At 49.5% G+C, this 8,301-nt stretch carries 7 protein-coding genes; all 7 read right to left on the minus strand.

Features of this window, described 5'->3' with window-relative positions; all coding sequences use genetic code 11:
• Positions 1-87: 87 nt before the first annotated feature.
• Positions 88-4,116: a DNA-directed RNA polymerase subunit beta gene (gene rpoB / locus SPM24T3_RS22485; protein WP_009639139.1), complete on the minus strand. Its 4,029-nt coding sequence runs from the start codon at positions 4,114-4,116 to the stop codon at positions 88-90.
• 332 nt (positions 4,117-4,448) lie between these two features.
• The gene (gene rplL, locus SPM24T3_RS22490) at positions 4,449-4,814 is read right to left on the minus strand and encodes a 50S ribosomal protein L7/L12 (RefSeq protein WP_009639140.1); all 366 of its coding nucleotides are present in this window, start codon (positions 4,812-4,814) and stop codon (positions 4,449-4,451) included.
• A 70-nt stretch (positions 4,815-4,884) separates the two neighbouring features.
• Complete coding sequence (gene rplJ, locus SPM24T3_RS22495) at positions 4,885-5,388, minus strand: 50S ribosomal protein L10 (protein ID WP_009639141.1); 504 nt, start codon at positions 5,386-5,388, stop codon at positions 4,885-4,887.
• Positions 5,389-5,747: 359 nt separating this feature from the next.
• Positions 5,748-6,452 carry a 50S ribosomal protein L1 gene (gene rplA, locus SPM24T3_RS22505; RefSeq protein ID WP_009639143.1) on the minus strand — a complete coding sequence of 235 codons (705 nt, stop codon included), beginning with the start codon at positions 6,450-6,452 and terminating at the stop codon, positions 5,748-5,750.
• A gap of 3 nt (positions 6,453-6,455) precedes the next feature.
• On the minus strand, positions 6,456-6,884 hold the full coding sequence (rplK, locus tag SPM24T3_RS22510) for a 50S ribosomal protein L11 (RefSeq protein WP_009639144.1): 429 nt from the start codon (positions 6,882-6,884) through the stop codon (positions 6,456-6,458).
• A gap of 246 nt (positions 6,885-7,130) precedes the next feature.
• Positions 7,131-7,676 (minus strand): transcription termination/antitermination protein NusG, encoded by a 546-nt coding sequence (nusG, locus tag SPM24T3_RS22515; protein ID WP_009639145.1) that lies wholly within the window; start codon positions 7,674-7,676, stop codon positions 7,131-7,133.
• A 1-nt stretch (position 7,677) separates the two neighbouring features.
• Complete coding sequence (gene secE, locus SPM24T3_RS22520) at positions 7,678-8,061, minus strand: preprotein translocase subunit SecE (RefSeq protein ID WP_009639146.1); 384 nt, start codon at positions 8,059-8,061, stop codon at positions 7,678-7,680.
• Between the last annotated feature and the right edge of the window lie 240 nt (positions 8,062-8,301).

Consider the following 8,301-nt stretch of genomic DNA (forward strand, 5'->3'; position numbering starts at 1 on the left):
ACCACGGTGAATGCGAGTGTTCTATTCATACCCCGGGCTAGAGGCGCGTTAACCGCCTTCCTGCAGCCCGGAGTATTGGGTGAAAACTTACTCGTCTTCCAGCTCGATGTTGATACCCAGTGAACGGATTTCTTTCAACAATACGTTGAAGGATTCCGGCATGCCTGGTTCCATACGATGATCGCCATCCACGATGTTTTTATACATCTTGGTACGGCCGTTAACGTCATCGGACTTAACAGTCAGCATTTCCTGCAGGGTATAAGCGGCACCATATGCTTCAAGTGCCCATACTTCCATCTCACCGAAGCGCTGACCACCGAACTGCGCCTTACCACCCAGCGGCTGCTGAGTAACGAGGCTATAAGAACCGGTAGAACGCGCATGCATCTTGTCATCAACAAGGTGGTTCAGTTTCAGCATGTACATGTAGCCGACAGTAACCTGGCGCTCGAATTGCTCGCCGGTACGGCCATCAAACAGTGTGATCTGACCTGAAGTCGGAATTCCGCCCATTTCAAGCAATTGCTTGATTTCAGTCTCTTTCGCACCGTCGAAGACTGGTGTCGCGATTGGCATACCTTTTTTCAGGTTCTCTGCCAGACGCAATACTTCGTCATCGGTGAAGGTGTTTAGATCAACTTTCTGACGAACGTCGTCGCCCAGATCGTACGCACGTTGGATGAACTCGCGCAGCTTGGAAACTTCTTCCTGTTTCTTCAGCATCGCATTGATTTTTTCACCAATGCCCTTCGCAGCCATACCCAGGTGAGTTTCCAGGATCTGACCGATGTTCATACGTGATGGTACGCCCAGTGGGTTCAGTACGATGTCGACAGGAGTACCGTCTGCATCGTAAGGCATATCTTCGATCGGGTTGATCTTGGAGATAACACCTTTGTTACCGTGACGACCAGCCATCTTGTCACCCGGTTGAATCTGACGTTTAACGGCCAGATACACTTTAACGATTTTCAGCACGCCTGGTGCCAGATCATCGCCCTGGGTGATTTTACGACGCTTGGCTTCGAGTTTTTTCTCAAACTCTGACTTCAGTTCGTCGTACTGTTCGGCCAGCTGTTCCAACTGGTTTTGTTTGTTTTCGTCGGTCAACGACAGTTCCAACCAGCGATCGCGTGGCAGTTTTGCAAGCTTCTCAGCTTCAATGCCGCCAGCAACCAGTGCTGAATGGATACGTTGGAACAAACCGGCTTCCAGGATCTGCAGCTCTTCAGTCAGGTCTTTCTTAGCCTGCTTCAGCTGCATATCTTCGATTTCCAACGCACGCTTGTCTTTTTCCACGCCATCGCGGGTGAAGACTTGCACGTCGATAATCGTACCGGAAACGCCGTTTGGTACACGCAGAGAAGAGTCTTTAACATCAGACGCTTTCTCACCGAAGATAGCGCGCAGCAGTTTCTCTTCTGGAGTCAGCTGAGTTTCACCTTTAGGCGTAACCTTACCAACCAGAATGTCACCACCGGTCACTTCTGCACCGATATAAACGATACCTGATTCATCCAGCTTGGACAGTGCCGCTTCACCCACGTTAGGGATGTCGGCAGTGATCTCTTCCGGCCCCAGCTTGGTGTCACGAGACACACATGCCAGTTCTTGAATGTGGATGGTGGTAAATCTGTCTTCCTGAACAACACGCTCGGACACCAAGATGGAGTCTTCGAAGTTGTAACCGTTCCAAGGCATGAACGCGACGCGCATGTTTTGGCCCAGTGCCAGTTCACCCAGGTCTGTTGATGGGCCATCTGCCAGCACGTCGCCGCGCTCGATTGGCTCACCCAGATTCACACACGGCATCTGGTTGATACAGGTGTTCTGGTTGGAACGGGTGTATTTGGTCAGGTTATAAATGTCGATACCTGCTTCGCCCGGGTACATCTCGTCTTCGTTAACACGGATAACGATACGGGATGCATCCACGTACTGAACAGTACCGCCACGTTTGGCTACGGCAGTAACACCGGAGTCAACCGCTACAGCACGTTCCATACCGGTACCAACCAGCGGCTTGTCAGCACGCAGAGTAGGTACAGCCTGACGTTGCATGTTCGCACCCATCAATGCACGGTTGGCGTCATCGTGTTCCAGGAATGGAATCAGAGAAGCACCAACGGATACGATCTGCTGGGTAGATACGTCCATATAGTCAACTTGATCGCGGCTGAACAGGCTTGATTCGCCTTTGCTACGACAAGTGACCAGGTCTTCAACAAAGTGGCCTTCTTCGTCCAGGTTGGTGTTCGCCTGAGCGATGACAAAGTTGCCTTCTTCAATTGCAGACAGATAGTTGATTTCATCAGTCACAACACCATCACGCACGCGGCGGTAAGGCGTTTCCAGGAAACCATACTCATTGGTCTGTGCATAAACAGACAAGGAGTTGATCAGACCGATGTTTGGACCTTCTGGCGTTTCGATTGGACATACGCGACCGTAGTGAGTCGGGTGTACGTCTCGAACTTCAAAGCCAGCACGTTCACGGGTCAAACCGCCCGGGCCCAATGCAGAAATACGACGCTTGTGCGTGATTTCAGACAACGGGTTGTTCTGGTCCATAAATTGTGAAAGCTGGCTTGAGCCGAAGAACTCTTTCACCGCCGCCGAAATTGGCTTGGCGTTGATCATGTCCTGTGGCATCAGGGTGTCGAGGTCGCCAAGAGACAGACGCTCTTTAACTGCACGCTCAACACGGACCAGACCTACGCGGAACTGGTTTTCAGCCATTTCGCCGACAGAACGAATTCGACGGTTGCCCAAGTGGTCGATATCGTCCACTTCACCCACGCCGTTACGAATGCCGATCAGTTTTTTCATTACCTGGATGATGTCGTCTTTGCTCAGGATACCTGAACCTTCGATTTCATCACGCAGCAGAGAACGGTTGAACTTCATACGACCAACAGCAGAAAGGTCGTAACGATCTTCAGAGAAGAACAGGTTCTCGAACAGGCTTTCAGCAGCTTCGCGCGTTGGCGGCTCACCAGGACGCATCATGCGGTAGATCTCAACCAGAGCGCTTAAGCGATCGCTGGTTGGGTCGACGCGCACGGTCTCGGACATGTAAGCACCATGATCGAGATCGTTGGTAAACAGCGTTTCGATGGTTTTGTGTCCGGCCTGGCTCAGTTTCGCCAGCAGATCCAGAGACAATTCCATGTTCGCAGGAACAATCAGCTCACCGGTATTGGTATCGATGTAGTCTTTGGAAACGACTTTCCCTGCGATGTACTCAACAGGAACTTCGATGCGCTGAATGTCATCTTTTTCAAGCTGACGAATATGACGTGCAGTGATGCGGCGGCCTTTTTCAACATAGACTTTGCCGTCAGCTTCGATATCAAAGGAAGCTGTTTCACCGCGCAGGCGCTCAGGTACCAGCTCCATCTGCAACTTATTGTCGCGGATCTGGTAGATCACCTTGTCAAAGAACATATCAAGGATCTGTTCTGTGGTGTAATTCAGTGCACGCAGAATGATGGTCGCTGGCAATTTACGGCGACGGTCAATACGTACAAACAGGTTGTCTTTCGGGTCGAACTCGAAATCCAGCCATGAACCACGGTAAGGGATGATACGTGCGTTATACAGCACTTTACCCGAAGAGTGGGTTTTGCCCTTATCGCTGTCAAAGAATACGCCAGGACTACGGTGAAGCTGAGATACGATAACCCTCTCAGTGCCGTTAATCACAAAGGTACCGTTTTCGGTCATGAGCGGAATTTCGCCCATATAGACTTCTTGTTCCTTGATGTCTTTGACCGTACCTTCTGGTGCTTCGCGTTCGTAGATTACCAGACGCAGTTTCACGCGCAGTGGCGCGGAATACGTTACACCGCGGATCTGGCATTCTTTAACGTCGAACACCGGCTCACCAAGACGGTAGCTAACGTATTGCAGCTCAGAGTTTCCGCTGTAGCTTTTAATAGGAAATACGGAACGGAATGCTGCTTCCAGACCGTACTGGCCTTCCGAGTCTTGCTCGATAAACTTCTGGAACGAGTCAAGCTGGATAGAAAGGAGATAAGGAATATCCAAAACTTGTGGACGTTTCCCAAAATCCTTACGGATGCGTTTCTTTTCGGTATAGGAGTAAACCATAGGGTTCCTCAGCTCGCTGATCAGTGACCCAATCTTGTCTGCCCGGATGGACAGTTCATGCAACACCATTTCTGTCGATCGGAAAGGGAATACTTTCCGCAATACTCGTTTCTATCGCTCTTAAATCATTTCGTTGCGCATTATCTCTGGATGAGCCAGAGCAAGCGGCGGCAATATATTAAGTAGGTAGATAGAAATAAATATTGGAGTAGTTCAGTGGTCAAACAGTGTGAAACACCACTGATACTCTATAGCGCAAAAAGGCTGGTGACTAAAAAGTCACCAGCCATCAGTCTGTTAGTTAAAACAGACCGCACTCAGAAAGCAGTGGCTTATTTAACTTCAACTTCAGCGCCAGCTTCTTCCAGAGCTTTTTTCAAGGTCTCAGCGTCGTCTTTGCTGATGCCTTCTTTCAGAGCTGCTGGTGCAGACTCAACCAGGTCTTTAGCTTCTTTCAAGCCCAGGCCAGTTGCGCTACGAACAGCTTTGATTACTGCAACTTTGTTTGCGCCGATACCTTTCAGTACAACGTCAAACTCGGTTTTTTCTTCTACAGCTTCAGCAGCGGCAGCAGGGCCAGCAACAGCAGCAGCAGCAGAAACGCCGAATTTTTCTTCCATCGCAGCGATCAGTTCTACGATTTCCATTACAGACAGAGCTGCAACGCCTTCAATGATTTGGTCTTTAGTGATAGACATGTCGATTTGTTCCTAGAAAACAGAAATAGTTTATACGTAAGCGTAACGAGAAAAGAAATGAAGTTGCTGATTAAGCAGCAGTAGCTTCTTTCTGATCGCGCAGTGCAGCCAGAGTGCGAACCAATTTGCCTGCAGAGGCTTCTTTCATGGTTGCCATCAGGCGTGCGATTGCTTCATCGTAAGTAGGCAGAGTTGCCAAGCGATCGATTTGATCAGCAGGGATGAACTCACCTTCAAAGGCCGCAGCTTTAACCTCGAACTTAGCGTTCGCTTTAGCGAAATCTTTGAACAGACGGGCAGCAGCGCCTGGGTGTTCATGAGAAAACGCGATCAAGGTTGGACCAACAAACGTGTCTTTCAGGCACTCGAAAGGAGTACCTTCAACGACGCGACGCATCAAGGTGTTACGAACAACACGCATGTAAACGCCAGCTTCACGACCTGCTTTACGCAGTTCAGTCATTTTATCTACAGTCACGCCGCGAGAATCCGCAACAACCGCAGACAGCGCGCCTTTGGCTACTTCGTTGACTTCAGCAACAATCGCTTGTTTGTCTTGAAGATTTAATGCCATTAGCTTTAGCTCCTGGATTTAGCCGGGGAAAATCCCCGGAACTCACATCACTTATAACCGGGATCGGAAATAAGCGTTCAAACACGGTGAGCAGAGAATCCAGTAAAACTATTCTTAAAAAGAAAAATTTTTATTCAGGCTCTGTCACCGTCTACGCAGGAAATATTAAGTCCCTTGCGAGACTCCTGCGGTCTTGGACGGAGGCCTGGATAGGCCAGGCTCCAACCGAAAAATTCTTGGTTTCGTTCGACCGAAACACTATCGCTTTTATAAAAAACGAACGGGGGATAGATTTTAGACAAATCTATCGCCCACGTAAAGCGATAAAAGCAAACTGTGCTTAATCTAACTTTTAAAAGTTAGGCAACAGTTGCTGAAAGGCCGCTCTGATCAACAGCAACGCCAGCGCCCATGGTAGTGGACAGGCTTACTTTCTTGATGAACACGCCTTTAGCCTGTGAAGGCTTGGCTTTCTTCAACGCAACCAGCAGTGCTTCCAAGTTTTCTTTCAGCTTATCAGCGTCGAAGTCAACTTTACCGATGGTGGTGTGAATGATGCCGTTTTTGTCGTTACGATAACGAACCTGACCTGCTTTAGCGTTCTTAACCGCTTCGGCAACGTTAGGAGTTACAGTACCAACTTTCGGGTTAGGCATCAGGCCACGTGGACCCAGAACCTGGCCCAATTGACCTACAACGCGCATTGCATCTGGAGATGCGATAACAACGTCGAAGTTCATTTCGCCTTTTTTGATCTGGTCAGCCAGATCTTCCATACCTACCAGCTCAGCGCCTGCAGCTTTAGCAGCTTCAGCGTTTGCGCCCTGGGCAAATACGGCAACGCGAACAGAACGACCGGTGCCGTTAGGCAGAACGGTAGCGCCACGAACGTTTTGGTCAGATTTACGTGCATCGATGCCGAGGTTAACAGCAACGTCTACGCTTTCTACGAATTTAGCGGTAGCCAGCTCTTTGAGCAGGGCAACAGCTTCAGCGATGTCATACTGTTTAGTAGCATCAACTTTGTCACGGATCACGCGCATGCGCTTGGTCAGCTTAGCCATTTCTTATCCCTCTACTACCAGGCCCATGGAACGAGCAGTACCTTCGATGGAGCGAACCATTGCTTCCACGTCAGAACCAGTCATGTCCGCAGCTTTGGTTTCTGCGATTTCACGAACCTGAGCACTCGTTACTTTACCTACTTTGTCTTTGTTCGGCTTGCCGGAACCAGACTTGATACCAGCGGCTTTCTTCAGCAGTACAGCTGCTGGAGGAGTCTTGGTAACGAAGGTGAAAGAACGGTCAGAGTAAACGGTAATAACAACAGGGATCGGCAGACCTTTCTCAATGCTTTCAGTCTTAGCATTGAACGCCTTACAGAATTCCATGATGTTAACACCTTGCTGACCCAGTGCCGGACCTACCGGTGGACTTGGGTTAGCAGCGCCGGCTGCAACTTGCAGCTTGACGTAGGCTTGTACTTTCTTGGCCATGTTAATTTCCTCAGTTGGGTATTAGCGCCTGTTTGAAGAGGCTCCCCGTGGTTTTTCGATACTAACTTAACTATAAGCTTTTAAGCCCGGCGGTTGCGCCGTCGCCTATCTCAAGGACCAGCGTTCAGCATTTTGCCTGAGCATAAAAACAAAAGGCGCGAAATTATAGTTTAATTTCGCGCCTCATACAACACCTGAAACAGGTTATTTTTTATCCAATGCTCGCAGGCACGGAATGGAAGGAGATTAGCCCTTCTCGACCTGTCCGAAGTCCAGCTCGACCGGTGTAGCACGGCCAAAGATGGAAACAGAAACTTTCAGGCGGCTTTTTTCGTAATCCACTTCTTCGACAACGCCGTTGAAGTCTGCAAAAGGACCGTCGTTGACGCGAACCAGTTCGCCCGGCTCGAAAAGAGTTTTCGGACGTGGCTTATCACCCACTTGCTGCAGGCGATTCATGATTGCATCAACTTCTTTATCACTAATTGGTGCTGGACGATCTGAAGTGCCGCCGATAAAGCCCATGACGCGTGGAACGCTGCGAACAAGGTGCCAGCTGGCATCGTTCATGACCATCTGAACCAGCACGTAGCCCGGGAAGAATTTGCGCTCACTTTTGCGACGCTGCCCACCACGGATTTCAACGACTTCTTCGGTAGGAACCATCACTTCACCGAACAACTCTTCCATGTCGTGCAATTTGATATGCTCACGCAGCGATTGAGCTACGCGGCCTTCAAAGCCAGAAAACGCCTGAACGACGTACCAACGTTTTTTAGGTGCTTCAGACATGTTAGAACCTCAAGCCGGTGATGAAGGATACCAGACGGACCAGTATACCATCCAGGCCCCAAAGAATCAGTGACATTACTGCAGTTACAGCAGCCACGATCAGTGTGGTATGCAATGTTTCCTGGCGTGTAGGCCAAATAACTTTACGTACTTCAGTACGTGCTTCGCGCGCAAACGCGACAGTTGCTTTGCCTTTCAGGGTCAACAGCGCTACTGCACCAGCAATAGCAATAACCACGACAACTGCCAACGCACGTAACGGCAGGCTGTATGCACGGTAATAATAGTTACCGACAATAGCTACGACCAGTAAAACGGCAACGACAATCCACTTAACCGCTTCCAGGCCGCGCCCGCTCCCTTGAGCCTCGGTATTCGCACTCATAAACCAACCCGTCACAATGAATCAGAACAAACAACTTTGCCTCGCATTGCGAGGCAAACCAAACCGAATGTAGGCTAGAACGTACGCTCGGTGTTTACGCTATCTCTAGAGCCTATCTCACCAATGATTATGACTGATAAATCGCTGATGAGATAGGTTCTGGCGCTATAGCGTAGAAAAAAGGGCATCGAATGATGCCCTTTTAGTGTGTGTTGCGTCAACGTAAAGTGACAAAAAACT

The sequence above is a fragment of the Serratia sp. M24T3 genome, from assembly GCF_000257645.1.
Lineage (GTDB): Bacteria > Pseudomonadota > Gammaproteobacteria > Enterobacterales > Enterobacteriaceae > Rouxiella.